Annotated in this window: 23 protein-coding genes; 11 read left to right on the top strand and 12 right to left on the bottom strand. The window is 59.6% G+C overall.

The window, feature by feature from the left end; translation table 11 throughout:
- Positions 1 to 7 precede the first annotated feature (7 nt).
- Together GVL50_RS15815 and GVL50_RS15820 are read right to left on the bottom strand one after the other, a co-directional pair.
- Positions 8 to 1,444, bottom strand: a complete 1,437-nt coding sequence (locus tag GVL50_RS15815) for an FAD/NAD(P)-binding protein (protein WP_159814116.1) — start codon at positions 1,442 to 1,444, stop codon at positions 8 to 10.
- Positions 1,445 to 2,008, bottom strand: coding sequence for a helix-turn-helix domain-containing protein (locus tag GVL50_RS15820; RefSeq protein ID WP_159814118.1), 564 nt, complete (start codon positions 2,006 to 2,008; stop codon positions 1,445 to 1,447).
- 85 nt (positions 2,009 to 2,093) lie between these two features.
- On the opposite strand from GVL50_RS15820, the gene GVL50_RS15825 reads away from it, so the two are divergent.
- The 7 genes from GVL50_RS15825 (at position 2,094) to GVL50_RS15855 (ending at position 9,315) form a co-directional block, all read left to right on the top strand.
- A complete protein-coding gene (locus GVL50_RS15825) occupies positions 2,094 to 3,035 on the top strand; it encodes a DMT family transporter (RefSeq protein ID WP_159814120.1) in 942 nt (313 codons plus the stop codon).
- Between the two features lie 222 nt (positions 3,036 to 3,257).
- A complete protein-coding gene (locus GVL50_RS15830; protein WP_159814122.1) occupies positions 3,258 to 6,176 on the top strand; it encodes a monovalent cation/H+ antiporter subunit A in 2,919 nt (972 codons plus the stop codon).
- Positions 6,176 to 6,520: a Na+/H+ antiporter subunit C gene (locus GVL50_RS15835; RefSeq protein ID WP_007910763.1), complete on the top strand. Its 345-nt coding sequence runs from the start codon at positions 6,176 to 6,178 to the stop codon at positions 6,518 to 6,520. Before GVL50_RS15830 ends, GVL50_RS15835 begins: the two co-directional genes overlap by 1 nt.
- Positions 6,517 to 8,196, top strand: coding sequence for a monovalent cation/H+ antiporter subunit D (locus tag GVL50_RS15840; RefSeq protein ID WP_053121321.1), 1,680 nt, complete (start codon positions 6,517 to 6,519; stop codon positions 8,194 to 8,196). Before GVL50_RS15835 ends, GVL50_RS15840 begins: the two co-directional genes overlap by 4 nt.
- Positions 8,193 to 8,681 (top strand): Na+/H+ antiporter subunit E, encoded by a 489-nt coding sequence (locus tag GVL50_RS15845; RefSeq protein WP_159814124.1) that lies wholly within the window; start codon positions 8,193 to 8,195, stop codon positions 8,679 to 8,681. The genes GVL50_RS15840 and GVL50_RS15845 overlap by 4 nt, the downstream gene beginning before the upstream one ends.
- A complete protein-coding gene (locus GVL50_RS15850; protein WP_003225959.1) occupies positions 8,678 to 8,956 on the top strand; it encodes a K+/H+ antiporter subunit F in 279 nt (92 codons plus the stop codon). Before GVL50_RS15845 ends, GVL50_RS15850 begins: the two co-directional genes overlap by 4 nt.
- Positions 8,953 to 9,315, top strand: a complete 363-nt coding sequence (locus GVL50_RS15855) for a Na+/H+ antiporter subunit G (RefSeq protein ID WP_053121325.1) — start codon at positions 8,953 to 8,955, stop codon at positions 9,313 to 9,315. Before GVL50_RS15850 ends, GVL50_RS15855 begins: the two co-directional genes overlap by 4 nt.
- A 121-nt stretch (positions 9,316 to 9,436) precedes the next feature.
- Here GVL50_RS15855 and GVL50_RS15860 read toward each other — a convergent pair whose 3' ends face one another.
- From GVL50_RS15860 to GVL50_RS15870, 3 genes are all read right to left on the bottom strand, one after another.
- Positions 9,437 to 10,534 carry an extracellular solute-binding protein gene (locus GVL50_RS15860; RefSeq protein WP_159814126.1) on the bottom strand — a complete coding sequence of 366 codons (1,098 nt, stop codon included), beginning with the start codon at positions 10,532 to 10,534 and terminating at the stop codon, positions 9,437 to 9,439.
- 2 nt (positions 10,535 to 10,536) lie between these two features.
- A complete protein-coding gene (aguA, locus tag GVL50_RS15865) occupies positions 10,537 to 11,661 on the bottom strand; it encodes an agmatine deiminase (RefSeq protein ID WP_053121329.1) in 1,125 nt (374 codons plus the stop codon).
- Positions 11,662 to 11,760: 99 nt separating this feature from the next.
- Positions 11,761 to 12,645, bottom strand: coding sequence for a LysR substrate-binding domain-containing protein (locus GVL50_RS15870; protein WP_159814128.1), 885 nt, complete (start codon positions 12,643 to 12,645; stop codon positions 11,761 to 11,763).
- Positions 12,646 to 12,898: 253 nt separating this feature from the next.
- Between GVL50_RS15870 and GVL50_RS15875 the strand changes: the two genes are divergently transcribed.
- Complete coding sequence (locus GVL50_RS15875) at positions 12,899 to 13,387, top strand: GFA family protein (protein WP_159814130.1); 489 nt, start codon at positions 12,899 to 12,901, stop codon at positions 13,385 to 13,387.
- A gap of 233 nt (positions 13,388 to 13,620) precedes the next feature.
- A complete protein-coding gene (locus tag GVL50_RS15880) occupies positions 13,621 to 15,828 on the top strand; it encodes a TonB-dependent siderophore receptor (protein WP_159814132.1) in 2,208 nt (735 codons plus the stop codon).
- Positions 15,829 to 16,750: 922 nt separating this feature from the next.
- On the opposite strand, the gene GVL50_RS15885 is transcribed toward GVL50_RS15880, so the two are convergent.
- The 3 genes from GVL50_RS15885 to GVL50_RS15895 form a co-directional block, all read right to left on the bottom strand.
- On the bottom strand, positions 16,751 to 18,037 hold the full coding sequence (locus tag GVL50_RS15885; RefSeq protein WP_159814134.1) for an ATP-binding protein: 1,287 nt from the start codon (positions 18,035 to 18,037) through the stop codon (positions 16,751 to 16,753).
- Positions 18,038 to 18,745, bottom strand: coding sequence for a winged helix-turn-helix domain-containing protein (locus GVL50_RS15890; protein WP_159814150.1), 708 nt, complete (start codon positions 18,743 to 18,745; stop codon positions 18,038 to 18,040).
- A gap of 196 nt (positions 18,746 to 18,941) precedes the next feature.
- The gene (locus GVL50_RS15895) at positions 18,942 to 19,550 is read right to left on the bottom strand and encodes a tRNA-(ms[2]io[6]A)-hydroxylase (RefSeq protein ID WP_159814136.1); all 609 of its coding nucleotides are present in this window, start codon (positions 19,548 to 19,550) and stop codon (positions 18,942 to 18,944) included.
- 158 nt (positions 19,551 to 19,708) lie between these two features.
- Here GVL50_RS15895 and GVL50_RS15900 point away from each other — a divergent pair, with 158 nt between their 5' ends.
- Positions 19,709 to 20,572 (top strand): universal stress protein, encoded by an 864-nt coding sequence (locus GVL50_RS15900; RefSeq protein ID WP_053121342.1) that lies wholly within the window; start codon positions 19,709 to 19,711, stop codon positions 20,570 to 20,572.
- A gap of 111 nt (positions 20,573 to 20,683) precedes the next feature.
- Here the strand turns inward: GVL50_RS15900 and GVL50_RS15905 are convergent, their stop codons facing one another.
- Positions 20,684 to 21,154 carry a DUF1289 domain-containing protein gene (locus GVL50_RS15905; RefSeq protein WP_159814138.1) on the bottom strand — a complete coding sequence of 157 codons (471 nt, stop codon included), beginning with the start codon at positions 21,152 to 21,154 and terminating at the stop codon, positions 20,684 to 20,686.
- Positions 21,155 to 21,564: 410 nt separating this feature from the next.
- On the opposite strand from GVL50_RS15905, the gene acnB reads away from it, so the two are divergent.
- The gene (acnB, locus tag GVL50_RS15910; protein WP_159814152.1) at positions 21,565 to 24,174 is read left to right on the top strand and encodes a bifunctional aconitate hydratase 2/2-methylisocitrate dehydratase; all 2,610 of its coding nucleotides are present in this window, start codon (positions 21,565 to 21,567) and stop codon (positions 24,172 to 24,174) included.
- 252 nt (positions 24,175 to 24,426) lie between these two features.
- On the opposite strand, the gene GVL50_RS15915 is transcribed toward acnB, so the two are convergent.
- From GVL50_RS15915 to GVL50_RS28825, 3 genes are all read right to left on the bottom strand, one after another.
- A complete protein-coding gene (locus tag GVL50_RS15915) occupies positions 24,427 to 25,707 on the bottom strand; it encodes an HAAAP family serine/threonine permease (protein ID WP_159814140.1) in 1,281 nt (426 codons plus the stop codon).
- A gap of 250 nt (positions 25,708 to 25,957) precedes the next feature.
- Entirely contained in the window at positions 25,958 to 26,131 is a 174-nt protein-coding gene (locus GVL50_RS28770) for a hypothetical protein (protein WP_178124195.1), read from the bottom strand.
- A 185-nt stretch (positions 26,132 to 26,316) separates the two neighbouring features.
- The coding region (locus GVL50_RS28825; RefSeq protein WP_218586043.1) for a hypothetical protein at positions 26,317 to 26,688 on the bottom strand (372 nt) is incomplete at its 5' end.

The following is a 26,688-nucleotide window of genomic DNA, read 5'->3' on the forward strand; positions in this document are numbered from 1 at the left end:
ACAACTGTCAGAAATTACAGGTAAACCCTATTTTCCGACCAACGGTACGCGTTGAGTGAACCAATCTTTGAGCCAACGCCTTCGCCTGCAACGCCACATCCGTCACCGCCGTACTCTCCCACCACACCCCTCGCAGCGGCGGGCCCATCGCAAACAGTCGACTGGCCACTCGCCCTTCCGCATCCATCACCGCGCCATCCACTGCCGCAATCCCCAACGCCAACGGCCCCGGCTGCACCAATCCACGCGTCAGCAATTGTTGTGGCAACGGACGCGCCACGCGCCGCCAGTCGTATTCGATGCCACTGGAGTTGATCAACGCTGCACCGTGAACCACAGAGGTCTCAACCTCGCCACGGCGTCGGATGCGAATATTCACGCCACCAACAGTTGTCGGCTCTAGCCCTTTAAACGATGCAGCCTGAATCCGCAGACGTCCTTCACTGTGCAACCGCTCAACCAACTGCGCACTCAACGGCGGCGAACGATGATGATGGCTTTCCCACCATGGCCGCACATGCCGTACGAATTGTCGCCGCTGCACGTCAGTCGCCTGACTCCACAACCGTCCGATATGTGCCCGAACAGTATCGAGGGGAGCCTGCCAGTCGATGCCTTGCGCTATCGCCTCACGACAATGGTGGCGCAACTCGCGCAGCAACTGCCGTGGTGTTCGAATGCTGTGATCCTCGGCGAGGAAATCCACCCACGCCGGCGGTTGCCGGCGTACGTGCGGCAGCAAGCCATGGCGAGAAATCACTTCGATCAGCCCGCGATGCCCGGCCTGCTCCAGCGAAACCACCGCATCGACCATGGTCAGGCCGGAGCCAATGATCAGCACGGTGGATTGCGGATCGAGCTGGCGCATGGCCGCGACGTCCCACGGATCGAGAGCGGCAGCGTTTAGGCCGCTGGATTCGGTTTGCGGCGTGCGTGCCGCGGGAAACATGCCGGTGGCGATGACTGCGAATGAACCTTGCAGGTTCTGTCCATCGCTCAAAGTGATCTGCACGCAATCTTCGCGCACCTGCAGATCAACAGCTTCTGAGCGTACATGCTCGACGATCGAACCATATCGAGCGCCGACCGCCCGGGCTTCGGCCAGACGTTGCTGCACGTAGACGCCGAATAATCCGCGCGGCGGGAACAGCTCGCTGGTTGGCACATGCTGCTCGGCAGACTCAGGCCAACCGCCCGCCGCGATGTGCTCGGTCAGCCATTGTGTGAGGTCGTCAGGGTTGTCTGGATCAACGCTCATTCGTGCAGCGTTGCCGTTGAGCGTATGGCCCAATTCGACTGCGCTGTAGGCCTCACCCCGGCCGAGTTCGGCGCGGGGTTCGATGATCAGGATTTTTCGCTGGCCCGGTTGCCGCAGTAGTTGCACCGCCAGCATCGTACCGCTGAGGCCACCGCCGATGATCAGGATGTCTGCGTTGTATTCCATTCAGATCACCACATTGCGCACAAACCGCGCCGGCACATCCCCGTCATTGCGATAGGTATGCGGCTGATTGCTCGCAAACATAAAAAACTCCCCTGTACCAATATGCTGCGGCACGTCGCCGAGCATCAGCGTCAGGCACCCTTCGAACACATAAATCTGCTCACTCCAGCCTTCGGCATCCGGTTGCGACGGATACACCTCGCCCGGCGCCAGGCACCATTCCCACTGCTCGACTTCACGGGTGGCGGTGGCTTTGGACAGCAGCACGGCTTTACTGCCCGGCAGCGTGCCGGCCCACGCCAGTTCGTTGATGCGGCTCGGATCGCGCGCATCGGGCGCCTGAATCAGATCGCTGAATGCCACTTCGAGTGCCGCAGCAACGCGGTCGAGCGTGGTCAGGCTGACGTTCTTTTCCCCGGCCTCGATCGCTACCAGCATCCGTCGACTGACTCCGGATTTCTCGGCCAGCGCCGTCTGGCTCATGTCGGCAGCGTGACGCAGACGTCTCACGTTCTGGCTGACGTGTTGAAGGACGGACGTTCTTGGGGCGGAATCTTTGGGCACTATATTGCTCACTCGGTGAGGTTGGGCAGTATACTGCGCAACGTTGGGCGCATTGTGCGTCCTGCCTTTTATACTGCGCAAGGTCATGACGTCGTTGAACAGCTCCCCCACTTCCCTCCGTTTCTCCAGATTCAGCAAGGCCGAGTGCGTGCTGGTGCTGATTACCATGATCTGGGGCGGCACCTTTTTGCTCGTGCAGCACGCAATGACGGTCAGCGGCCCGATGTTCTTCGTCGGCCTGCGATTTGCTGCAGCGGCGTGCATCGTTGCGTTGTTCTCGTGGCGTCATCTGCGCGACTTGACCCTGTTTGAACTCAAGGCCGGCGCGTTTATCGGCGTGGCGATCATGCTCGGGTACGGCTTGCAGACGGTCGGGCTGCAAACCATCCCGAGCAGCCAGTCGGCGTTCATTACTGCGCTGTACGTGCCGTTCGTGCCGCTGCTGCAATGGCTGGTGCTGGGACGGCGGCCGGGGTTGATGCCGAGCATTGGCATCATGCTGGCGTTCACCGGTTTGATGTTGTTGGCGGGGCCGTCGGGGGCTTCGTTGAATTTCAGTCCGGGTGAAATTGCCACGCTGATCAGCGCCATCGCGATCGCCGCCGAGATTATTTTGATCAGCAACTACGCTGGGCAGGTGGATGTGCGCCGGGTGACGGTGGTGCAACTGGCGACAACGTCGGTGCTGTCGTTCCTGCTGGTGGTGCCCACGGGCGAATTGATTCCGGACTTTTCCTGGACGTTGCTGGTGACCGCGTTGGGTCTGGGCGCTGCGAGTGCGGCGATTCAGGTGGCGATGAACTGGGCGCAGAAGAGCGTTTCGCCGACGCGGGCGACCTTGATCTATGCCGGGGAGCCGGTGTGGGCCGGGATCGCCGGGCGGATTGCTGGCGAGCGGTTGCCGGCGATTGCGCTGGTCGGGGCTGGATTGATTGTCGCGGCGGTGATTGTCAGTGAGTTGAAGAGCAAGGGTAAAGTCGCTGCTGAAGAGGATGATCGCGAATTGGAGCGTGAAAACGGTCTCTGAGAGCAAGGTCAAAAGATCGCAGCCTTCGGCAGCTCCTACATTGGAATGATCCCCCGTAGGAGCTGCCGAAGGCTGCGATCTTTTAACGCCCTTTGATTTACTCGAAACAATGCCAAACCGAAATATTCAGACTACTTTGTAGGATTCTGAGACATCCTGGCGTTTGGTGATCGGGGAGCTGGCACGTATGATGCTTCACAAACTTCCGCAGATTAGAAGCCTATGTCCCTGATAGTTCTACTGCTTCTGCCATTCATTGGCAGCTGTCTGGCAGCGGTGCTGCCACACAACGCGCGTAACACCGAATCCCTGTTGGCAGGTCTGGTCGCTCTGATCGGTACCGTCCAGGTCGCGATGTTGTACCCGCAAATCGCCCACGGCGGCGTCATCCGCGAAGAATTCATGTGGCTGCCCAGCCTCGGTCTGAACTTCGTGCTGCGCATGGACGGCTTCGCCTGGCTGTTCTCGATGCTGGTGCTCGGCATCGGCACACTTGTTTCTTTATATGCCCGTTATTACATGTCGCCGGATGACCCGGTGCCGCGCTTCTTCGCGTTTTTCCTGGCGTTCATGGGCGCCATGCTTGGGCTGGTGATCTCGGGCAACCTGATCCAGATCGTATTTTTCTGGGAGCTGACCAGCCTCTTCTCGTTCCTGCTGATCGGCTATTGGCACCACCGCGCCGACGCCCGACGTGGCGCCTACATGGCGTTGATGGTCACCGGTGCCGGCGGGTTATGCCTGCTGGCGGGGGTCATGATTCTCGGCCATGTCGTTGGCAGCTATGACCTCGACAAGGTCCTGGCCGCCGGCGATCTGATTCGCGCACATGCCCTCTACCCTATCCTTCTGCCCCTCATTCTTATCGGCGCACTCAGCAAAAGTGCGCAGTTCCCGTTCCACTTCTGGCTGCCCCACGCGATGGCGGCGCCGACACCGGTTTCTGCTTATCTGCACTCGGCGACCATGGTCAAGGCCGGGGTCTTCCTGCTGGCGCGCCTGTGGCCGTCCCTGTCCGGCAGCGAAGAATGGTTCTACATCGTCAGCGGCGCCGGTGCCTGTACGCTGCTGCTCGGCGCGTATTGCGCGATGTTCCAGAATGACCTCAAGGGCTTGCTGGCCTACTCGACCATCAGCCACCTCGGTCTCATTACCTTGCTGCTGGGCTTGAACAGTCCGCTGGCCGCCGTCGCGGCGGTGTTCCACATTCTCAACCACGCCACGTTCAAGGCCTCGCTGTTCATGGCCGCGGGCATCATCGACCACGAAAGTGGCACCCGTGACATCCGCAAACTCAGCGGCCTGATCAAACTCATTCCCTACACCGCGACCCTGGCCATGGTTGCCAGCGCCTCGATGGCGGGCGTGCCGTTGCTCAACGGCTTCCTGTCGAAAGAGATGTTCTTCGCCGAAACCGTGTTCATCAACGCCACGGCCTGGGTAGAGATGTCGTTGCCGATTGTCGCGACCATCGCCGGCATGTTCAGCGTCGCTTACTCACTGCGCTTCACCGTTGATGTGTTCTTCGGCCCGCCGGCCACCGACCTGCCGCACACCCCGCACGAACCGCCGCGCTGGATGCGCGCGCCGGTTGAGTTGCTGGTGTTCACTTGCTTGCTGGTGGGGATTTTCCCGGCGCAAATCGTCGGCCCGCTCCTTGCTGCTGCGGCGCTGCCCGTGGTCGGTGGCGTGCTGCCGGAATACAGCCTGGCGATCTGGCATGGCCTGAATGCGCCGATGATCATGAGCCTGATCGCTATGTCCGGCGGCATCGTTCTGTACCTGCTGCTGCGCAAGCAGTTCAAACTCGGCCGATTCAAATACCCGCCACTGGTGGGACGCTTCAACGGCAAGCGCCTGTTCGAACGCAGCCTGGTGGTGATGATGCGCATGGCCCGGCGCGTCGAGCGACGTTTGGGCACCAAGCGTCTGCAGATGCAATTGTTCCTGATGGTCTTGGCCGCGGTGCTCGCCGGTCTGATCCCGATGCTGCACGGCACGCTGAGCTGGGGCGACCGGCCGAAGATTCCAGGCTCCATCGTCTTCGTGACCCTGTGGCTGCTGGCGATCGCCTGTGCCCTCGGTGCCGCTTGGCAGGCCAAGTATCACCGTCTCGCCGCACTGACCATGGTCAGCGTTTGCGGCCTGATGACCTGTGTGACCTTCGTCTGGTTCTCCGCACCGGATCTGGCGCTGACGCAACTGGCTGTTGAAGTGGTCACCACGGTGCTGATCCTGCTCGGCCTGCGCTGGCTGCCACGACGGATCGAAGAGGTTTCGCCGTTGCCGAGCACCCTGCGCAAGGCCCGCATTCGTCGTCTGCGCGACTTGTTGCTATCGATTGCCGTCGGCGGCGGCATGGCGCTGCTGTCCTACGCGATGCTCACGCGGCAGACGCCGAACGACATTTCCTCGTTCTACCTCAGCCGCGCCATGCCCGAGGGCGGTGGCAGCAACGTGGTCAACGTGATGCTGGTGGATTTCCGTGGTTTCGACACCCTCGGTGAAATCACCGTGCTGGTCGCCGTGGCGCTGACCGTGTTCGCCCTGCTGCGCCGTTTCCGCCCACCGAAAGAAAGCATGCAGTTGCCGGCTCAGCAACGCCTGCTGGCACCCGACGTGGTCACCGATCTGGTCAACCCGCGTTCGGCCAGCGACACCGCGCTCGGTTTCATGATGGTGCCGGCGGTGCTGGTTCGCCTGCTGCTGCCGATTGCGCTGGTGGTGTCGTTCTACCTGTTCATGCGCGGGCACAATCAGCCGGGCGGCGGTTTTGTTGCCGGTCTGGTGATGTCGGTGGCGTTCATCCTGCAATACATGGTCGCCGGCACGCAGTGGGTCGAGGCGCAAATGAGCCTGCGACCGTTGCGCTGGATGGGCACCGGTTTGCTGTTCGCCACCGTCACCGGTTTGGGGGCGATGCTGGTCGGCTATCCGTTCCTCACCACGCACACCTGGCATTTCAGCTTGCCGGTGCTGGGTGACATCCATATCGCCAGCGCGCTGTTCTTCGACGTCGGCGTATACGGCGTAGTAGTGGGTTCAACGCTGTTGATCCTCACCGCCCTCGCCCACCAATCGGTGCGGGGTCACAAGACCGCATCGTTGCCCAAATCCGTCGCCAGCAAAGGAGCCGTCTGATGGAAGAAGTCATCGCAATCGCCATCGGCGTCCTCGCCGCGTCCGGCGTCTGGTTGATCCTGCGGCCACGGACGTTCCAGGTGGTTATGGGCCTGTGCCTGCTGTCCTACGGCGTCAACCTGTTCATCTTCAGCATGGGCAGTCTGTTCATTGGCAAGGAGCCGGTGATCAAGGACGGTGTGACTCAGGATTTGCTGCACTACACCGACCCGCTGCCACAGGCGCTAGTGCTGACCGCAATCGTTATCAGCTTCGCCATGACCGCGCTGTTCCTCGTCGTTCTGCTCGCTTCGCGCGGCCTGACCGGCACTGACCACGTCGATGGCCGGGAGCCTAAAGAATGATGGCGATGACTCACCTGATCGCCGCACCGATTCTGCTGCCGCTGCTGACCGCCGCCATCATGCTGATGCTCGGCGAACGGCACCGACCGCTGAAGGCGAAGATAAACCTGTTCTCCAGCCTCGTCGGATTGTTCATTTCGGTGATGCTGCTGCAATGGACGCAAACCACCGGCGTGCCCGGCTCCATCGGTGTGTACCTGCCGGGCAACTGGCAGGCACCGTTCGGCATTGTCCTGGTGGTCGATCGACTGTCGGCGCTGATGCTGGTGCTGACCGGTATTATCGGCGTCAGCGCGCTGCTCTTTGCGATGGCGCGTTGGGACGGCGCCGGCTCAAGCTTCCACGCGCTGTTCCAGATTCAGTTGATGGGCCTGTATGGCGCGTTTCTCACGGCGGATCTGTTCAACCTCTTCGTGTTCTTCGAAGTGTTGCTGGCCGCATCTTATGGCCTGTTGCTGCACGGTTCGGGTCGGGCGCGGGTATCGTCGGGGCTGCATTACATCTCGATCAACCTGTTGGCCTCGTCGCTATTCCTGATCGGCGCGGCGCTGATTTACGGCGTCACCGGCACGCTGAACATGGCGGATCTGGCGCTGAAAATTCCGCTGGTGCCGGAAGCCGACCGTGGCTTGCTGCATGCGGGCGCGGGCATTCTCGCTGTCGCGTTTCTGGCCAAGGCCGGCATGTGGCCGCTGAACTTCTGGCTGGTGCCGGCCTATTCCTCGGCCAGTGCGCCGGTCGCGGCGATGTTCGCGATCATGACCAAGGTCGGCGTTTATACCCTGCTGCGTCTGTGGACGCTGCTGTTCTCCGGGCAGGCCGGTGCTTCGGCGTACTTCGGCGGCGAATGGCTGATCTACGGCGGCATGGTGACCATCGCCTGCGCCGCGCTGGCGATTGTCGCGGCGCAACGTCTGGAGCGTATGGCCAGCCTGAGCATTCTGGTGTCGGCCGGGATTCTGCTGTCGGCGGTCGGTTTCGCTCAGCCGAACCTGATCGGCGCGGCGCTGTTCTATCTGGTCAGCTCGACGCTGGCCTTGAGCGCACTGTTCATGCTGGCAGAGTTGATCGAACGTTCGCGCTCGGCCAACGAAATCCCGCTGGAAGACGAAAGCGACATGCTGCCGCGCCCGCAAGAATCCTTGCAACCGCCCAAAGGCATCAACCTCGACGACGAGCAAAAAGCCGTGGTCGGCCAGGTCATCCCGTGGACGATGGCGTTTCTCGGCTTGAGCTTCATCGCCTGCGCCCTGCTGATCATCGGCATGCCGCCACTGTCCGGATTCATCGGCAAACTCAACCTGATCAGCGCCCTGCTCAATCCGTTGGGACTGGGTGCCGGAGAGCCGATTTCGATGGCCGCATGGGCATTGCTGGCATTGCTGATTCTTTCTGGGCTGGGCTCGTTGATGGCGTTCTCGCGCTTGGGTATTCAGCGTTTCTGGACGCCTGAGGAACGACCTTCGCCGCTGCTGCGCAAACTCGAATGCGCGCCGATTTTCCTGCTGCTGGGTTTGAGCATCGTCCTCACCTTTAAGGCTGAGCCGCTGATGCGTTTCACCCAGGCCACCGCCGATGCGCTGAACAATCCGCAGCAGTACGTGATGGCGGTGCTGGGCACCCGCGCCGTACCAAGTCCGGAAGCCAAAGCGGCGATGCTGGAGGTGCAGCCATGAAGCGTATCTTTCCTGCACCGTTGCTGTCGCTGGCGCTGTGGCTGCTATGGCTGGTGCTGAACCTGTCGGTCAGCCCGGGCAATCTGCTGATCGGTGCGATCCTCGGTTTTTGCGCGCCGTTGATGATGCGCAAACTGCGCCCGAAGCAGGTGCGCATTCGTCGTCCGCTGACAATTCTGCGCCTGCTATTGGTGGTAGGACGCGACGTGGTGGCTTCCAACCTGATCGTGGCCTGGGGCGTACTCAACGCCGGGGGCCGCCCACCTCGCTCCGGGTTTATCAAAGTGCCGCTGGATCTGCGCGACGCCAACGGTCTGGCTGCGCTCGCGGCAATCTGCACCGTGGTGCCCGGCACGGTGTGGTCGGAACTGGCGCTGGATCGCAGCATTCTGTTGCTGCACGTTTGGGATCTGGATGACGAGGTGCAATTCATCGAGCACTTCAAAACCACGTACGAGCGGCCGTTGATGGAGATCTTCGAATGAGCCCATTACTGTCGAACGCGATTTTGTTGACGCTGTTCCTGTTTTCGCTGGCCATGGTGCTGACGCTGATTCGCCTGTTCAAAGGCCCCTCGGCGCAGGATCGGGTACTGGCGCTGGATTACCTGTACATCGTCGCGATGCTGATGATGCTGACGCTGGGCATTCGCTATTCCAGTGACACGTATTTCGAAGCGGCGCTGCTGATCGCGCTGTTCGGCTTCGTCGGCTCGTTTGCCCTGGCGAAATTCCTGCTGCGTGGCGAGGTGATCGAATGAATGCTGAATTGTCTCTTTGGGTCGAGATTCCGGTGGCGATCCTGCTGGTGCTCAGCGGTGTGTTTGCGCTAATCGGTGCGACCGGATTGCTGCGGATGAAGGATTATTTTCAGCGCATGCACCCGCCGGCACTGGCTTCGACGTTGGGTGCTTGGTGTGTGGCGCTGGCATCAATCATTTGCTTCTCGGCGCTGAAATCGGGGCCGGTGCTGCACGCGTGGTTGATTCCGATTTTGCTGGCGATCACGGTGCCGGTGACCACGTTGCTGCTGGCGCGGGCGGCGTTGTTTCGCAAGCGTATGGCGGGGGATGATGTGCCGGCTGAGGTGAGTAGTCGGCGGACTGAGGGTGGTAGCTGATTCAGGATTTTGGTTGTCTGGACTGGCGCCTTCGCGAGCAAGCTTTGCTCCTACAGGGGCATGCATCCCAATGTAGGAGCAGAGCTTGCTCGCGAAGGCGTCGGGACATCCAACACAAATCTCAGAGCCCTGACTTCAACCGGCTAAACGCCCGAATCAACGCCCGGTTAAACGCCTTGCCATTGTCATTCTTGCTATACAACGTAGCCCGCACTTCAGCCGAGGGATACGTCCCCGGATCATTGCGAATCGATGCATCCACCAAACCATCCGCCGCCGTGATCGCATTGGCGTAATGGATGGTGTCAGTAATTGGCGCCATCACCTCAGGCGTCATCAGATAATCCATCAACGCCAGCCCGGCTTCGGGATGCGGTGCATCCTTGGGGATCACCATCGCGTCAAACCAGATCAAGGTGCCTTCTTTCGGAATCCGGTAACTGAGCTTGAACGGCTTGTTCGCCGCCTCCGCCTGCCCAGCGGCAATCGCCACGTTGCCGTTCCACGACATCGCCACGCAGGTGTTGCCGTTGGCCAGATCGCTGATGTTCAGGTCATTGTCGAAGTAGCGAATATACGGACGAATCTTCGCCAGTTGTTGCTCGGCGAGTTTCAGGTCATCGAGATTCTGCCGGTTGATGTCCAGGCCCATGTACTTCATGACCGCCGCAAACACTTCATTCGGATCATTGAGCAGGCTCACCCCGCAGTCGGCGAATTTCGACACCACCGCCGGATCGAATAACATCGCCCAACTGTCCTTCGGCGCATCGGGCAAACGCTTTTTTACCGCCTCCTCCTGATAGCCCACGCCTGTGGTGCCCCACGCGTAAATTCCGGCGTAACGATTGCCCGGATCGAACACCGCCATGTGCTGACGGAATTCTTCCCCGACGCCCGCAAAGTGCGGCACCCGCGCCTTGTCCAGCGGCTGGATCGCACCGCTTTCGATGGCTCGCGACAGATGCTGCCCAGCGGTGAGCACCAAGTCGTAGCCACTGCGCCCGGTGAGCAGTTTGGTTTCGACGGTTTCCAGCGAATCGAAATGATCGGCAACCACATGAATGCCGGTTTTCGCCTCGAAATTCTTTAAGGTGTCCGGGGCCAGGTATTCGCCCCAGATGTATAGGTTAACCACTGGTTTGGCGGTGTCGGCGGCCTGCACACACAAGGGTGCAAGCACCAGCAATAACGCTTGAGTCAGTTTGTGCAGGCGCATGGTCACGCTCCCTTCTTATGGTCAAGGGTGCCGGCGTATTGCGGCATGGTGATGCACGCCACGTTACCGCCGCCAAGGAGAATTTCCCGGGAGTTTTCAATACCGACGATCTTGTGCTGCGGGAACAGTTCGGCCAGCGTCGCCATCGCGACTTTGTCCTGACGATCACCAAACAGCGGCACCACGATCGAGCTGTTGCCGGCGTAATAGTTGATGTACGACGCGCAGATTTTCGTGCCGGCCTGACGGGTGTGGGTGCTGTCCTGCTGATCCAGTCCTTCGGCTTCTTCGGCGGTCCATTCGAGCACGTCCGGTTGCGGCAGTTTGTGCACGATCAGTTCACGGCCACGGCTGTCGCGGGTGCTGCGCAGAATGTCGTAGGCCTCTTGATAGATTTCCCACTGCGGATCGTCGCGATTGTCGGTCCATTGCAGCACCACTTCACCGGGGCGGACGAAGCAGGCGAGATCGTCGACGTGGCCGTCGGTTTCATCGAACTTGCAGCCGCGGGGCAGCCAGATCACTTGTTCGGCGCCGAGGTAATCGGTAAGTCGGCGGGTGACTTCGTCTTTGCCCAGATGCTGATTGCGATTACGGTTGAGCAAGCATTGTTCGGTGGTGAGGATGCTGCCCTGACCGTCGCTCTGGATGCCGCCGAGTTCAGCAATCAACGGTGCGCGGTAACGGTCGAAACGTTCGATTTCGAGGATTTTGCTGGCGATCTGATCGTCTTTGTCCCACGGGTAATAGAGGCCGCCGTCGAGGCCGCCGTAAGCGTTGAATTCGAAATCAACGCCGCGCACTTCGCCACTCTGATCATTGACCACAAAGCACGGGCCACTGTCGCGGAACCAGGTGTCGTTGCAGGTCATCTCGACCACGCGCACTTGCGGCGGCAACTGGCGACGGGCCGTGGCAAATTGTGCAGCGGAGGCGCAAACGGTGACCGGTTCGCTGTGGGAGATGGCGGTAACGATCTGCACCCAGACTTTCTGCGCAGGCTTGGCACCGTTGCGCCAGACGTCAGTGCGCTCAGGCCAGCCGAGCCAGCAGCCGGACTTGCTTTCGAATTCGCCGGGCAGACGGAAGCCGTCGTGTTTAGGGGTGGAGTCGAGCAAACGTGCCATGGTCAAACCTCGTCTTCGCGATGGGAATGACCACACGGTACGGGCGTTGGCGGAGGGCCCGCCAACGATGAATATTGCGGGACAGTTGAATTCAACTCATCAATCAGCGAGCTGATCGTTGAACCATTCAAGCATCTGCGCCACCGCCGGACGCTCCATGCGCACCCGTTCACAGACCAGCGCGTATTGGCCGAGCGCAGTCATGCTGGAGGTAAATGGCCGCACCAGGCGCCCGCTCTGCAAATCTTCCTGCGCGGTGAGGTTGTCGCCCATCGCCACGCCCTGCCCTTGCGCCGCGGCTTCCAGCGCCAAACCCGCGTGAGCGAAATACAACTGACGTTGCGGACGCTGATCGCCGGCGTGACTCGTCAGCCACGCCGTCCAAGTCTTGCCGTCCTGATCGTCATGCAGCAGGCAGTGGCGGGCCAGATCCTTGGGGGTTTTAAGCGTGCCCTGGTTGAACAGGCCGGGACTGCACACCGGGAAGAATTGCAGCGCCGGCAACGGTCGAACGAAGTAAGCGCTGCTGTCGACCGGGCCGGTGCCGTAGGTGATGGCGAGGTCGATGTCTTCGCCGGGGCCGCTGGCGTCGATTGGTTGTTCGTAGAGGTGCAACGTGATGTGGGGGTAGCGCGCGTAGAAATCGGTGAGGCGGCTCATCAGCCATTTTTGCGCAAGTTCGGCGGTGACGGCCAAACGCAGCACGGCCAGCGAGGATGGATCGCGCAACTCATCGCAGGCGTCGCCGATCAATTCGAAAGCTTGCTGCAGGCTTTGCATCAGGCGGCCAGCGGCGATGGTCGGGCGGATTTGCCGGCCTTCGCGGATGAACAGAGAGACGCCGAGTTGTTCTTCGAGCTGGCGGATCTGGTGGCTGACGGCGCTGTCGGTGACGCACAGTTCGGCGGCGGCGCGGCCGAAGTGCGCGTGACGAGCGGCGCATTCGAAGGTTCGCAGGGCGGCCAGTGAGGGGAGTCGTCGCATGGGTTGTTGATCCCTGTTTTTAGGCGGACATGCTGACCGGCCGGACTGCGCCAGTCCAGTAGGAGCTGCCGCAGGCTGCGATCTTTTGGTCTTGTTTGACCAACCAAAGTCAAAAGATCGCAGCCTTCGGCAGCTCCTACAGGGGAATGCATTTCAAATTGTGGGCGCGGGCTTGCTCGCGAAGGCGGCGGCACATTCACCACAACTCTTCTAGGCTAACCCGAACCATCCCAGCCAACCGGAGGCCCCCATCATGCACCTCGAAGGCTCCTGCCACTGCGGCGCGGTCACGTTCAGCCTGACCAGCGCCCACCCCTATCCGTATCAACGCTGCTACTGCTCGATCTGCCGCAAAACCCAGGGCGGCGGCGGTTACGCGATCAACCTCGGCGGCGACGCGACCACGCTCAAGGTGCAGGGTCGCAAGAACATCACCATCTACCACGCGAAGATGAAAGACCCAGGCGAAAAACGCGCCCACCGCAGCACCGCGGAACGGCATTTCTGCGCATTGTGCGGCAGCGGTTTGTGGCTGTTTAGCCCGGAGTGGCCGGAGCTGATCCACCCGTTCGCCTCGGCCATCGACACCGCGTTGCCGGTACCACCGGAACACACGCATTTGATGCTCGGCTCGAAGGCGCCGTGGGTCGAAGTCGACGCCAAAGCCAAGGACAAGCAGTTCGACGTCTACCCAGAAGAATCCATTGCGCAGTGGCATGAACGCTTGAGTTTATCTCGCTGAAACTACAGATAAACACAGATCCCTTGTGGGAGCGGGCTTGCTCGCGAAAGCGGTACTCCAGGCGCAGTTTGAGTCGTCTGACACTCCGTCTTCGCGAGCAAGCCCGCTCCCACATTGATGATTTCCACTGGCCCGGATTTTTTTGATCAACGCAGTTCCCCTTTGCCGTTCTCGTTCGGTTAACCCCTCAGAAGCACTTCAACTACCGATCGATTCGATGCAAAGGGATCTCCATGTCGCACGTCCGTTTTCGTTTTGCCTTGTGCCCGTTGGCGCTGGCCCTGCTGAGCCTCCACGCGCACGCCGCTGAAACCGTCGCCAGAACCGATGAAGCCCTGCAACTGGGCGCCACCAATATTTCCGCGCAAGGCCTCGGTGCGGTCACCGAAGACACCCATTCCTACACCACCGGCGCAACGTCCTCGGCCACCGGCTTACCGCTGTCGATTCGCGAAACACCGCAATCGGTCACGGTCATCACCCGCCAGCAAATGGACGATCGCGGCGTGCAAAGTGTCGGTGATGCACTGCGCAACACCCCCGGCATTTCCACGCAAAAGTACGACAGCGACCGCACTGAGTTTTCCGCGCGCGGCTTCGCTATCACTAACTTCCAGTACGACGGCGTAAACATTCCGTACGACGGTGTGTACGGCGAAAACCCGAACAACGGTGACGACGCCGCGAGCATTGATCGCGTCGAAGTGATCAAAGGCGCGACCGGCCTCATGACCGGTAACGGCGATCCATCGGCCACCGTCAATCTGATCCGCAAGAAGCCGACCAAGGAATTCAAAGCGTCAATTAGCGGCACCGTCGGTTCGTGGGATGCCTATCGCACCGTCGGCGATATCTCCGGGTCACTGACCGATTCGGGCAACGTGCGCGGGCGTTTTGTCGGTGCCTATTCGGACAAGAATTCCTACCTCGATCACTACAGCCAGAAGAAAGACCTGTTCTACGGCATCCTCGAAGCCGACCTGACCTACGACACCCTGCTGACCTTCGGCATCGACAAATCCAGCACCACGCCGCGCGGCAGTTCCTGGACTGGCAACCCGGTGTACTTCAGCGATGGCGGCCGCACCGAATTCCCGCGTCATTTCAACTCCGGTGCTGACTGGAGCCGCCGCGATTTCGACAACATCACCTACTTCGCCTCGCTGGAGCAGGCGCTGGCGAATGACTGGAAATTCAAGGTCAGCCTCGACCAGAAAACTACCGATCACGATACGCAACTCGCCTCGGCCAGCGGTGGCAATCCTGATCGCGCCACCGGTGAAGGCATGTTCTTGTATTGGGGCCGCTGGGAAGGTCATCGCGTGCAGAACACCGCCGACGTCAACGTCTCCGGCCCGTTCACCTTGGGCGGTCGCGAGCATGAGCTGATTACCGGCGTGATGACCGCGCACTCGCGCCAGACCGGCTCGACCTACGACACCAGCGCCTTCTCGCAAGTACCGGGGAGCATTTACGACTGGAACGGTGAACTGCCGAAACAGCAATTCCCGAAGAACGGTAAATACGAGCGCACCCAAAGCCAGAACGGTGTGTACCTGGCCACGCGCCTGCACCCGACCGATGATCTGTCGGTGATCCTCGGCAGCCGCTTGAGCACCTTCAAATACAACGAAGATTACGGCTACATCCCCGGCGCCGGGCTGGACGATACCCACGCCAGTTACAAGGAACACGGCGTGGTCACGCCTTACGCCGGGCTGGTCTACGACCTCAACGACACCTACTCGCTGTACGCCAGTTACACCAGCATCTACCAGCCGCAAACCTACAAGGACATCAACGGTTCGACCCTTGCCCCGGTCGAAGGCGACAGCTATGAGGCAGGCTTGAAAGCGGCGTATTTCGACGGTCGATTGAATGCCGCGCTGGCGTTCTTCCGCATCGAACAGGACGGCGTCGCCGAATCGATCGGCACCAACCCGGTGACCAACGAAGGCATCTACAAATCCATCGACGGCGCGACCACCCAAGGCGTGGAACTGGAACTGGCCGGCGAACTGGCCGAGGGCTGGAACATCTCCGCCGGCTACACCTACGCGCGCACCCGCGATGCCGATGAGCAGCGCATCTACGGTTATCCACTGTCGACCACCAAGCCGGAACATGTGGTGCGCACCTTCACCACCTATCGACTGCCCGGTGTGCTGGACAAGGTCACCGTTGGCGGCGGCGTGAGCTGGCAGAGCGCGTTCTACGGCAACATCTACAGCGCCCCGGCCGGCGATTACACGCGCATCAAGCAAGGCGGCTACACCCTCGTCGACCTGATGACGCGCTATCAGTACAACGAAAACCTGAGCTTCACGGTGAATGCCAACAACGTGTTCGACAAACAGTACCTGACGGGGCTGGGCAACTTCGACACCACGTTCTACGGCGAGCCACGCAATGTGATGCTGACGACGAAGTGGGATTTTTGATCCAGGGCTGAATTGGTTTTTTCAGGGCTGGCCTCATCGCGAGCAGGCTCACTCCTACAGGGTTTGGTGGTGCCTACAATATTTGGACAGGACAGATAACCCATGTAGGAGTGAGCCTGCTCGCGATAGCGGTGGGTCAGTCAGAGTTGTTTTGACTGGGCTGACGCCTTCGCGAGCAAGCCCGCTCCCACAGGTTCTGAGGGGTGGCTGAGATTCTGGCAATACCACAAATTCCTGTGGGAGCCTGGCTTGCCAGCGATGGCGGTGGGTCAGTCAGCGTTGTTTTGACTGGGCTGACGCCTTCGCGAGCAAGCCCGCTCCCACAGGTTCTGAGGGGTGGCTGAGATTCTGGCAATACCACAAATTCCTGTGGGAGCCTGGCTTGCCAGCGATGGCGGTGGGTCAGTCAGCGTTGTTTTGACTGGGCTGACGCCTTCGCGAGCAAGCCCGCTCCCACAGGTTCTGAGGGGTGGCTGAGATTCTGGCAATACCACAAATTCCTGTGGGAGCCTGGCTTGCCAGCGATGGCGGTGGGTCAGTCAGCGTTGTTTTGACTGGGCTGACGCCTTCGCGAGCAAGCCCGCTCCCACAGGTTCTGAGGGGTGGCTGAGATTCTGGCAATACCACAAATTCCTGTGGGAGCCTGGCTTGCCAGCGATGGCGGTGGGTCAGTCAGCGTTGTTTTGACTGGGCTGACGCCTTCGCGAGCAAGCCCGCTCCTACAGGTTTTGAGGGGTGGCTGAGACTCTGGTAACACCACAAATTCCTGTGGGAGCCTGGCTTGCCAGCGATAGCGGTGGTTCAGTCAGCGTTGTTTTGAATGGGCTGACGCTTTCGCGAGCAAGCCCGCTCCCACGGGGGGAATGCATTTCAAATGTGGGAGCGGGCTTGCTCGCGAAGAGGCCTTGACCACCACCGCGAATCAATCCAGATGTGCCCACGTCATCCGAAACGACGCCCCACCCCAAGGCGACTCCCCAACCTCAACCTGTCCGCCATGTGATTGCGACACGCGCCGTACCAGCGCCAGGCCCAAACCGAATCCACCCGTGCGCCGATCCCGACTGGCATCCAGCCGCGAGAACGGTTCGAAAATCTTCTCCCGCCCTTCCAGCGGCACGCCCGGCCCATCGTCGTTGACCCGCACCTCGTAATAATCCCCGGTGCGCACCAGCGTCACTTCGACTTTTTGCTCGGCATAACGAATCGCGTTGCGCAGCAGGTTGATCACCGCCCGCGCCATAAACCGTGGTTCGATGCGCACCGTGTCAAGCCGGCATTCACCAATCAGCAACTGCACGCCCGCCGCTTCCGCCTCCAGCGCGACGCTGCCGACAACGCTGTCGAGCCAGTTGGTCGCCTGAATGTTCTCGCGTTTGATCACCGTCGCACCGCGCTCAAGGCTGGCGTAAGTCAGCAGCTCGGAGACCATTTCCTCCAGCTCGCCAAGGTCGGCGTACATATCCGCAATCAGCTCACGACTCTGGCTGGCGTCCGGTTGCTGCTTGAGTTGATCAAGCTCAAACGACAACCGCGCAATCGGCGTGCGCAGTTCGTGAGACACCGCGTTGGTCAGCTCGCGCTGATTGGCGATCAGGCCTTCGATGCGCGCGGCCATCAGGTTGAAGTGTTCCGCCAGATCACGAATGTTCGAGCGCTTCGACAATTGGATACGCACCGACAAATCGTTATCGCCAAAACGCTCAGCGGCCAGCCGCAGCTTCTCCAGATCGCGCCAGTGCGGGCGCACCCAGAAGAACAACACGATGCCGATCAGCACCGCCAGCATCATGTACGCCGCCGTGATGTAGAACGGCATCAGGCTCGGCTCGGGCGGCAGCTTGATGCTGAGCAACTGCGAGCCACCGTCAATGTTGCTGATGAATTGCGTGTAGTTGTCGCGGATCACCAACAGATTCTGCGCGAGCTCTGATTTTTCTTCGTCGGTCAGTTTCAGTTGATCGGCTTCGACCAGCCCCAACGACAGGCCATAGTGCGGACGCAACGCCTCAAGCTGCTGCTCGCGCGCTTCGCCATGTTGATCGCGCATGTGCTCGACCAGCGACCACGCCTGCCCGCGCACCGCTTCACGGTTGTAGGCCTGCATCTGGTTGTCGAGCAAGGCGTTAAAGGTGTGTTCGACCGTCTGCAAGGCCAGCACCAGCCCCACCGTCATCACCAGAAACAGCCCGAGAAATAAGCGCAGCATCTACAGCTCCCAGGCAAACGGATTGAACAGATAACCCTTGCCCCACACGGTCTTGATGCACACCGGCTCACGCGGATTGTCTTTGAGTTTGTTGCGCAGTTTGCTGATGTACACATCGACGCTGCGGTTAAGCCCGTCGAAGGCAATCCCGCGCATGCGGTTGAGGATGTCGTCACGGGAAAGAATCTTGCCGGCAGCGCTGGCGAGCAACCACAGCAGTTCGAATTCCATGGTGGTCATTTCGATGATCTCACCGGCCAGACGTACCTCGCGGCAACTGCGGTCGATGCTCAACTGACCAAACTCCAGCGAACTCACCACGCTGCTGTCCGGCACCTGACGGCGTTGCAACGCGCGCAAGCGGGCAAGCAGCACCGGTGGTTTGATCGGTTTGATCACGTAGTCGTCGGCACCGGATTCCAGACCGAGAATGTGGTCGAGGTCGTCTTCCTTGGCGGTCAAAATGACGATTGGTGTGTCCGACACGCTGCGAATTTCGCGACACACGTGCAGACCGCTCTGCCCCGGCAGCATGAGGTCGAGCACCACCACTTTCGGTTTGAATTCAAGAAAAGCGGCCACGGCCAGATCGCCACGGTGCACCGTGCGCGCTTCGTAGCCGTGTTGTTCGAGGAAGTGGGCGATCAGCGCCGCGAGACGCTCGTCGTCTTCCACCAGAAGGACTTTGCCGAAACCCAGGTTATCCATAACGACCGTCTGCCAACCCATGTGTGAAGTGGTCGACATTATGGCGGCATTCGCGGGCGGAAGCCGGTTATCGGTGATGTTTCATACTCTTAAGAGTTTTTAACAATCACACGCAAAAGATCGCAGCCTTCGGCAGCTCCTACATTTGGAATGCGTTTCCCCTGTAGGAGCTGCCGAAGGCTGCGATCTTTTGATCTCAACGGTTTACAGGCACACCACTGTGAAAGCGGAATTCTTCATCCGGCGATTCAATCAACTCTTGCTCCGCCGCACGAACCCGCACGATCACCTGCTCAACATCCTTGGCATCACCGTACTGATAAGCCAGCTTCAGATACCCCTGAAAATGCCGCGCCTCGCTTTTCAGCAGGCCAAAGTAGAACTTGCCGAGTTCTTCGTCCAGATGCGGCACTAGCGCTTCAAAACGCTCACAACTGCGCGCCTCAATAAACGCGCCCACCACCAGCGTATCCACCAGTTTCACCGGCTCATGACTGCGCACTACTTTGCGCAGGCTCGACGCGTATCGGCCGGCGTGGAGCTGGCGCAGTTCGATCTTGCGACGCTTCATCAGGCGCATGACTTGTTCGTGGTGCACCAGTTCTTCCCGGGCCAGCCGCGACATCATGTTGATCAGGTCGACGTGGGAATGGTACTTGGCTATCAGGCTCAGCGCGGTACTGGCGGCCTTGAACTCGCAGTTCTTGTGGTCGATCAGCAGGGTTTCCTGATCGGCCAGTGCAGCCTGAACCCAAGCGTCGGGAGTGCGGCAGCCAAGGAATTCGTGGATTTCGGGAAGGATCATGGGGCTCACGGTAAAGGTGTTCGAGCGAAGGGCGCCGATTATACCGGCCTGTCCGCAGACCACCAGCGGCTGGCGTTGATATGCATCAAGTCGCGCACGTTCTGGCAGCAACTATAGTTGTGCAACGCCGTGCCTTTTCTTTGCTGGAGACTCCGCTCATGCAAGCCATTCGCAGCATTCTGGTGGTCATCGAACCCGAACATTCGGAAAGCCTGGCGCTCAAGCGCGCCAAGTTGATCGCGGGCGTGACCCAGGCCCATCTGCACCTCCTGGTCTGCGACAAGAAGCACGACCACGCCGGCATGCTCGGCGTGCTCAAAGCCGCGCTACTGGCGGACGGTTACAGCGCCACCACCGAACAGGCGTGGAACGAGAGCCTGCACGAAACCATCATCGATGTGCAGCAGGCCGAGGGTTGCGGGCTGGTGATCAAACAGCATTTCCCGGACAGCTCACTGAAAAAAGCCCTGCTGACCCCAGCGGACTGGAAACTGCTGCGCCACTGCCCTACCCCGGTGCTGCTGGTGAAAACGTCGACCTCGTGGAAAGACCGAGTGATTCTGGCGGCGGTTGATGTCGGCAATGCCGATGGCGAGCACCGGCATTTGCACAATACGATCATTGATCACGGCTACGACATCGCCGCGCTGGCCAAGGCGCATCTGCATGTGATCGCGGCGCATCCCTCGCCGATGCTGTCGGCGGCGGATCCGACGTTCCAGCTCAGCGAAACCATCGAAGCGCGCTATCGCGAGCAATGCCGGGCGTTTCAGGCGGAATTTGATATTGATGACGAGCATCTGCACATCGAAGAAGGCCCGGCGGATGTGTTGATACCGTTTATGGCGCACAAGCTGCAGGCGGCGGTGACCGTGATTGGCACGGTGGCGCGCACCGGATTGTCAGGGGCGCTGATCGGCAATACGGCGGAAGTGGTGCTGGATGAGCTGGAGAGTGATGTGCTGGTGCTCAAACCGCAGGAGGTTGAGGATCATCTGGTGGAGTTGGCGGTGAAACATTAAGAAATGTAGCGCCTGAACCGGCCCATTCGCGAGCAAGCCCGCTCCCACATTGGTTTTGTGAACGACATCAATCCAATGTGGGAGCGGGCTTGCTCGCGAAGTTTTTGATCTTCAGGCGCCAAAGGCGTCTTTGAGGAATCCGGGGGCGATGTAGCGCTGATAATGCGCTTCCGACAGCAGGAAAAATTCCCGATCAATGGCATCGCGCAATTCCGGCAGATTCCACTCGCGAAACTCCGGCAGCAGCACCATCCCGTACGCGTCGAGATTAATGATCACCCGCGCCCCCCGGGCAATCAGCTGATACGCCCAGCAATATTCCGATTGATGCGGCACGAAGCGGATCTTGCGCTGTTCGAGCTGCTCGCGCAGACGCGCCGAATCGAAAATCTCGACCTTGCCCGCCATCACTTGTGACAGCAATTGCTCCAGTCGCAACCACACCGCACGTTTTTCCTCCTCGTTGTACCCATTCCAATGGATCACTTCGTGGTGGAAACGCTTGCAGCCACGGCACACCAGATCACCGTAAACAGTGGAGCAGAGGCCGACGCAGGGGGTCTTGATGGTCTGATTGGGCATAAAGTAGGCAAAGGCACTGAAACGCGGAACAGGTCGGCATGTTAGCCCTTTGTCTAACATTCATCACCCCTCAAAGTTCAGGGGTGAACTTACCTTTAAATTTTTTTTGCCGTAGAATCAGCCAGCCTTTTAAGGCGCCAATGTCCGTTAGAAGCTGTTTTCAAAGCGTCACGAGCACAGTCGTTCCTTCAGAGCGGTGTTGGCGAAGGGTTTTTCCAGCGGGGAAAAGCCCAACGCCAACCCTCATCAGCTCCCCGTTCTGCAGGCGTAAAACTTTGAAAGCAGCTTCTGTAAGGAATGGTCGGTAATTCTGGCTAAGTGGCCCACAACGCCACGCAGCGCATGAGTACGGCCATTTCGGGATGAGCGTCCCGGACACCCATTTGGGACCACTGATGAGGGTAATAACTGTGCTTGAAGCCTACCGCAAACATATCGAAGAGCGTGCAGCCCTGGGTATCGTTCCCCAGCCGCTTAACGCCGAACAAACAGCAGGCCTGGTCGAGCTGCTGAAAAACCCTCCGGCTGGCGAAGAAGAATTCCTCGTTGACCTGATCACCAATCGCATTCCACCAGGCGTGGACGAAGCGGCCTATGTAAAAGCCGGCTTCCTGTCTGCACTGGCCAAGGGCGAAGTTTCCTCCCCTCTGCTGGACAAAAAACGCGCTGTAGAACTGCTCGGCACCATGCAGGGCGGCTACAACATCGTGACCCTGGTTGACCTGCTGGACGACGCCGAACTGGCGCCAGTCGCGGCCGCGCAACTCAAGCACACCTTGCTGATGTTCGATGCGTTCCACGACGTCGCGGAAAAAGCCAAGAACGGTAACGTTCACGCTAAAGCCGTGCTGCAATCCTGGGCTGACGGCGAGTGGTTCAAAAACCGCCCGACTCTGGCCGACAAGATCAGCCTGCGCGTGTTCAAGGTTACCGGCGAAACCAACACCGACGACCTGTCCCCTGCTCCCGATGCCTGGTCGCGTCCAGACATCCCGCTGCACGCCCTGGCCATGCTGAAAATGGCTCGCGACGGCATCGTTCCTGATCAGCAGGGCGCCATCGGCCCGATGAAGCAGATCGAAGAAATGCGCGGTCAAGGCTTCCCGATCGCCTACGTCGGTGACGTGGTCGGTACCGGTTCCTCGCGTAAATCCGCAACCAACTCGGTTCTGTGGTTCTTCGGCGACGACGTTCCTTACGTGCCGAACAAGCGCGCTGGCGGTTTCTGCTTCGGCAGCAAAATCGCTCCGATCTTCTACAACACCATGGAAGATGCCGGCGCACTGCCAATCGAGTTCGACGTATCCAACATGAACATGGGCGACGTGATCGACCTGTACCCGCATGCTGGCAAAGTTTGCAAACACGGCACCGACGAAGTCCTGACCACCTTCGAAATGAAGACCCCGGTATTGTTGGACGAAGTCCGTGCTGGCGGCCGTATCCCGCTGATCATCGGCCGTGGCCTGACCGAGAAGGCTCGCGCCGAACTGGGTCTGCCGGCGTTCGACCTGTTCAAGAAGCCTGACGCACCGATCGAAAGCACCAAGGGTTATACCCTGGCGCAGAAAATGGTCGGCAAGGCGTGCGGTCTGGCAGAAGGCAAAGGCATCCGTCCTGGCACCTACTGCGAACCGAAAATGACCACCGTGGGTTCTCAGGACACCACCGGTCCAATGACCCGTGACGAACTGAAAGACCTGGCGTGCCTGGGCTTCTCGGCTGACCTGGTGATGCAGTCCTTCTGCCACACCGCGGCGTATCCAAAGCCGATCGACGTGACCACCCACCACACCCTGCCTGACTTCATCATGACCCGCGGCGGCGTTTCCCTGCGTCCGGGCGACGGCATCATCCACTCGTGGCTGAACCGCATGCTGCTGCCGGACACCGTCGGTACCGGTGGTGACTCGCACACCCGTTTCCCGATGGGCATTTCGTTCCCGGCCGGTTCCGGTCTGGTTGCGTTTGCTGCGGCCACCGGCGTTATGCCGCTGGACATGCCGGAATCGATCCTGGTGCGTTTCAAAGGCAAAATGAAACCTGGCATCACCCTGCGTGACCTGGTTCATGCGATTCCTTACTTCGCTATCCAGAACGGTCTGCTGACCGTCGAGAAGAAAGGCAAGAAAAACGCCTTCTCCGGCCGCATCCTGGAAATCGAAGGTCTGGAAGGTCTGACCCTGGAGCAGGCGTTCGAACTGTCCGACGCCTCGGCCGAACGTTCGGCTGCCGGTTGCACCATCAAGCTGTCGAAAGAGTCGATCACCGAGTACCTGAACTCCAACATCACCCTGCTGCGCTGGATGATCGGTGAAGGCTACGGCGATGCGCGTACTCTGGAACGTCGCGCTCAAGCGATGGAAGCCTGGGTTGCCAATCCGGAACTGATGGAAGCCGATGCTGACGCCGAATACGCCGAAATCATCGAAATCGATTTGGCCGAAATCAGCGAGCCTGTACTGTGCGCGCCGAACGATCCGGACGACGCCCGTCTGCTGTCCAGCGTTGCTGGCGAGAAGATCGACGAAGTGTTCATCGGTTCGTGCATGACCAACATCGGTCACTTCCGCGCTGCCGGTAAGTTGCTGGATCAGGTCAAGGGTCAGCTGCCAACCCGTCTGTGGCTGTCGCCGCCGACCAAGATGGACGCTCACCAACTGACCGAAGAAGGCTACTACGGCATCTACGGCAAGGCTGGCGCACGCATGGAAATGCCAGGCTGCTCGCTGTGCATGGGTAACCAGGCACGTGTAGAGCCGAACGCTACCGTGGTGTCCACTTCGACCCGTAACTTCCCGAACCGTCTGGGCGACGGCGCGAACGTCTACCTGGCTTCGGCCGAGCTGGCGTCCGTGGCTTCGATCCTGGGTCGCCTGCCGACCGTCGAGGAGTACATGGAATACGCTGGCAAGATCGACAGCATGGCGGCCGATATCTACCGCTACCTGTCTTTCGACCAGATCGCCGAGTTCCGTGAAGCTGCTGCGAACGCCAACATCCCGGTCGTTCAAGCCTAACGTTACAACGCAATAAAAAACGCCGCCTATCGTGAGATGAGCGGCGTTTTTTTATGCCCGCCACCACAACCCATCCCTGTGGGAGCTGAGCTTGCTCGCGAAATCGGTTGAACATTCAACAACGGTGTTGGCTGATACACCGCCTTCGCGAGCAAGCTCGGCTCCTACAGAAACCGCTGGCAAGCCAGGCACTGGCAAAAAAAAACCGCTGTGCCTGGGCAGGCACAGCGGTTCTTTTCGATTGAATCCGCGCTACATCGTCAGCTTGTAAACCAATGCCGAAATCGCCACCAGACCCACCGCCGTGACAAACACGTTCGACGCCTGACCACGATAGCGCGCCATCGCCGGTACTTTGCGAATCGCGTACATCGGCATCAGGAACAGAATCGCCGCAATCACCGGGCCGCCGACGGTTTCGATCATGCCGAGAATGCTCGGGTTCAGCGTTGCGATGATCCAGCAGATCACTAGCATGAACGCCGCCACAATGCGATCCAGTGCCTTGGCGCCCGGACGCTTGCCACTCTTCACGATCAGGCCTTTCAGGCCTTCGCTGGCACCGATGTAGTGACCGAGGAACGACTTGGAGATCGCCACAAATGCAATCAGCGGCGCTGCAAACTCAATGGTCGGATTGTTGAAGTGGTTGGCCAGGTACGACAGGATCGACAGGTTCTGTTCCTTGGCCTCCGCCAGTTGCTCCGGCGACAGCGTCAGCACGCAACTGAAGACGAAGAACAACACCATCAGCACCATCAACGCATGGGCGCGGAACAGGATCTGCGAGCTGCGCTCATCGGCATGCACGCCATACTGACGCTTCTGATCCACCGCAAACGCCGAAATGATCGGCGAATGATTGAACGAGAACACCATCACCGGAATCGCCAGCCACAGCGTGTGCAGCAGCGCCGACGCTGGCGGTACCTGCGAAACAGTGGTGAGGATGCCGCCGTTCCAGTGCGGAATCAGGTACACCCCCAGAAACAGTAGCGCGACGATAAACGGATAGACCATGAGGCTCATCGCCTTGACGATGGCGTCCTGGCCGCAACGCACCACCGCCAGTAAGCCAAGAATCAGCACGAACGACATCAGCGCACGCGGCGGCGGCGTGATGTGCAATTGATGCTCAAGGAAACTGGCGACCGTATTGGTCAGGCCCACGCTGTAGATCAGCAGAATCGGGAAGATCGCAAAGAAGTACAGCAGCGTGATCAGCGCACCAGCCTTGATGCCGAAATGCTGCTCGACCACTTCAGTGATGTCAGCGCCTTCGCGACCGGACAGCACAAAACGGGTCAGACCACGGTGTGCGTAGAACGTCATAGGGAACGCCAACAGCGCAAGCACCACCAGCGGCCAGAAGCCACCCAAGCCTGCGTTGATCGGCAAATACAGGGTACCGGCGCCAATGGCCGTCCCGAACAACCCCAACATCCAGGTGGTGTCCTGGCGATTCCAGCTCGAAAGTTCAGCGGGTGCTGCTGCATCAAAGCGCTCTTCGACGCTATTGGCCTGATCATTCATCCGGTCGGATCTCCGCATTCCGGTCACTTGCCACTCGGTCAGGACGCGTCGGAAAAAACCGACAGACATGCTCCGGCCGAAACAGGGGCGCGATTCTCCGCGATAAATGAGCAGAAGCAAAGACTTAGCTGAGGAATGGTGGTGCGGAGCAGATCAGCGGGGTGTCGTTTTTAGGAAAATGACTGCCGTCAACGAGTACGCGATATGTCGTTTTTCGGCAAGTTATCGCACCGGGCATGAGGGAAAAACCTCATCCGACTAACCGACCCAACATGAAACCCATTGCCATGCAAAACAGACCGAAAGCCAGCATCGCCCAGACAGGTAACATGTCCCCTTTGTTCTTGATGCGCACTCTCTCAGCCCATTCATCGTGCTCCCGCTCGAGTTCTTCCATTCTGGCTTTTAGGTCATAGGTGCTCATTTTTGATTGTCCTTTTGGGTTAGAAGGTTCGAGTACTTAAGACTTGAAAAAGAAGCCTGCTACGGCAGTGATTGCGGTCACCAACCCCCCTAATATTGCGAGCGGATATAAATTCGCTTCCCTGCTCAGCTTTTTTTCCTCCGTCAAAAGCTTTTGACGTTCGGCTACGAGTTTGCGTGTCTCATTCAGGAGCCTTTCGAGTTCCAGGTTTTCCCGATTATTTTGAAGCATTCGCCTTCCTTGGCTGTTGGCAACCACTGTCCAGGCTGCCTTGCAACCACATCATTCCTCGTTCCTCCTCTACCGAATAGCAGACGGATCTGTTGGGTGCGTAGGCAAAATCCTAGAGTTGCGTAGGCAGCCTCATACCCAGCAATTACTGAGATAAACCAGCCCTCGACACGCCAACCGTCCATCTGAAACCACCCCTCACCTGTCAGATCTGACAGGTGACAGCCCTCTCCTTTCCAGCCATAAATCACTCCGTTGCCCAACCCAGACAGGAGTGATCGCAATGCTTGTCCAACCGCCGAGAGGAACATCCACGCTGATCCTGC

The sequence above is a fragment of the Pseudomonas sp. 18058 genome, from assembly GCF_902706155.1.
Taxonomy (GTDB): domain Bacteria; phylum Pseudomonadota; class Gammaproteobacteria; order Pseudomonadales; family Pseudomonadaceae; genus Aquipseudomonas; species Aquipseudomonas rustica.

Coding starts and splice junctions, on each gene's coding strand:
- GVL50_RS15900 (WP_053121342.1), top strand. CDS start 19,709: ATGCAAGCCATTCGCAGCATTCTGGTGGTCATCGAACCCGAACATTCG.
- GVL50_RS15890 (WP_159814150.1), bottom strand. CDS start 18,745: ATGGATAACCTGGGTTTCGGCAAAGTCCTTCTGGTGGAAGACGACGAG.
- GVL50_RS15885 (WP_159814134.1), bottom strand. CDS start 18,037: ATGCTGCGCTTATTTCTCGGGCTGTTTCTGGTGATGACGGTGGGGCTG.
- GVL50_RS15855 (WP_053121325.1), top strand. CDS start 8,953: ATGAATGCTGAATTGTCTCTTTGGGTCGAGATTCCGGTGGCGATCCTG.
- GVL50_RS15875 (WP_159814130.1), top strand. CDS start 12,899: ATGCACCTCGAAGGCTCCTGCCACTGCGGCGCGGTCACGTTCAGCCTG.
- GVL50_RS15830 (WP_159814122.1), top strand. CDS start 3,258: ATGTCCCTGATAGTTCTACTGCTTCTGCCATTCATTGGCAGCTGTCTG.
- GVL50_RS15825 (WP_159814120.1), top strand. CDS start 2,094: ATGACGTCGTTGAACAGCTCCCCCACTTCCCTCCGTTTCTCCAGATTC.
- GVL50_RS15870 (WP_159814128.1), bottom strand. CDS start 12,645: ATGCGACGACTCCCCTCACTGGCCGCCCTGCGAACCTTCGAATGCGCC.
- GVL50_RS15815 (WP_159814116.1), bottom strand. CDS start 1,444: ATGGAATACAACGCAGACATCCTGATCATCGGCGGTGGCCTCAGCGGT.
- GVL50_RS28770 (WP_178124195.1), bottom strand. CDS start 26,131: ATGAGCACCTATGACCTAAAAGCCAGAATGGAAGAACTCGAGCGGGAG.
- GVL50_RS15845 (WP_159814124.1), top strand. CDS start 8,193: ATGAAGCGTATCTTTCCTGCACCGTTGCTGTCGCTGGCGCTGTGGCTG.
- GVL50_RS15905 (WP_159814138.1), bottom strand. CDS start 21,154: ATGCCCAATCAGACCATCAAGACCCCCTGCGTCGGCCTCTGCTCCACT.
- GVL50_RS15895 (WP_159814136.1), bottom strand. CDS start 19,550: ATGATCCTTCCCGAAATCCACGAATTCCTTGGCTGCCGCACTCCCGAC.
- aguA (WP_053121329.1), bottom strand. CDS start 11,661: ATGGCACGTTTGCTCGACTCCACCCCTAAACACGACGGCTTCCGTCTG.
- GVL50_RS15880 (WP_159814132.1), top strand. CDS start 13,621: ATGTCGCACGTCCGTTTTCGTTTTGCCTTGTGCCCGTTGGCGCTGGCC.
- GVL50_RS15915 (WP_159814140.1), bottom strand. CDS start 25,707: ATGAATGATCAGGCCAATAGCGTCGAAGAGCGCTTTGATGCAGCAGCA.
- GVL50_RS15860 (WP_159814126.1), bottom strand. CDS start 10,534: ATGCGCCTGCACAAACTGACTCAAGCGTTATTGCTGGTGCTTGCACCC.
- GVL50_RS15840 (WP_053121321.1), top strand. CDS start 6,517: ATGATGGCGATGACTCACCTGATCGCCGCACCGATTCTGCTGCCGCTG.
- GVL50_RS15835 (WP_007910763.1), top strand. CDS start 6,176: ATGGAAGAAGTCATCGCAATCGCCATCGGCGTCCTCGCCGCGTCCGGC.
- GVL50_RS15850 (WP_003225959.1), top strand. CDS start 8,678: ATGAGCCCATTACTGTCGAACGCGATTTTGTTGACGCTGTTCCTGTTT.